The organism is Neochlamydia sp. EPS4, assembly GCF_000813665.1.
Classification (GTDB): domain Bacteria; phylum Chlamydiota; class Chlamydiia; order Chlamydiales; family Parachlamydiaceae; genus Neochlamydia.
Genome location: NZ_JSDQ01000070.1, coordinates 1 through 1,057, shown reverse-complemented (window position 1 = coordinate 1,057; position 1,057 = coordinate 1). Strand labels below are relative to the sequence as shown.

Genomic DNA, 1,057 nt, shown 5'->3' with positions numbered 1-1,057 from the left:
TCATTACCCAAGGAAATAAAATGCATTCTATCTCTTCGGCCTCTATCGAAAGCTTGCCCAATGAATTGCTGCTCCCTATCTTAGAGGCTTGTGTAGTTCCTTCCTTATTTAGCGTCTGTAAAAGATGGCATCATCTGCTGGCTTCTGAAGTGATGCCTTCTCTTTATAAAAAAATAGTACAGCTTCATTTCCCCAAGGGAAATGCCATTACCCAGCAAACTCTTATGTTAGCTAAAGTTTATCAACTCAATCCTGAACTTACTTCTACTGAAAAAGTTTATCAAGTTTTTAAACAAGTTTTTACATTAGCTAAATCTATTTCTTCTTTGGAATTTAAAGAGAAAACAGAAGAAAAAAGAGGCTTAACTTTGGCTAATTACTCTTCCTATCTCTTAAATATTAATCGCCTTTTACTTTGGAAAAAACTTCCTGGTGGGGAAGAATACTTGAGCCGAGAAGAAATTAAGCACTTGCCTCTAGAGAAAAAAGGAGAGTTATGTAGCGATTGGATTGAAGAAAATTGTAAAAACATCACGTCCTTAGCTTTATCTAAAGCAGGCTTGACTTATTTACCCCCAGAAATATGCCAGTTATCTCAGCTGCGATATCTTTACTTAAGCTACAATCAGCTCACCGCTCTGCCTGCAGAAATCCGGCAATTGTCTCAGCTGCAAAAGCTTTACTTAGGCTACAATCAGCTCACCGCTCTGCCTACAGAAATCTGGCAATTGTCTAAGCTGAAATGCCTTTCCTTAACTCAAAACCAGCTCACCGCTCTGCCTGTAGAAATCGGGCAGCTGTCTCAGCTGCAAGAGCTTTCCTTAAATCAAAACCAGCTCACCGCTCTGCCTGTAGAAATCGGGCAATTGTCTCAGCTGCAAAGGCTTGAATTAAATAAAAACCAGCTCTCCAGCCTGCCTGAAGAAATTGGGCAATTGTCTCAGCTGCGAACGCTTTACTTAAACCAAACCAGCTCTCCAGCCTTCCTGCAGAAATTGGGCAGATGTCCGAGCTGCAAGTGCTTGACTTAAACCAAACCAGCTCACCGCTCTGCCTG

Annotated in this window: 1 protein-coding gene; it reads left to right on the top strand. The window is 41.2% G+C overall.

What is annotated here, in order from left to right:
* Positions 1 to 20 precede the first annotated feature (20 nt).
* Positions 21 to 1,031, top strand: coding sequence for a leucine-rich repeat domain-containing protein (locus DB42_RS07500; RefSeq protein ID WP_052436067.1), 1,011 nt, complete (start codon positions 21 to 23; stop codon positions 1,029 to 1,031).
* Positions 1,032 to 1,057: the final 26 nt, after the last annotated feature.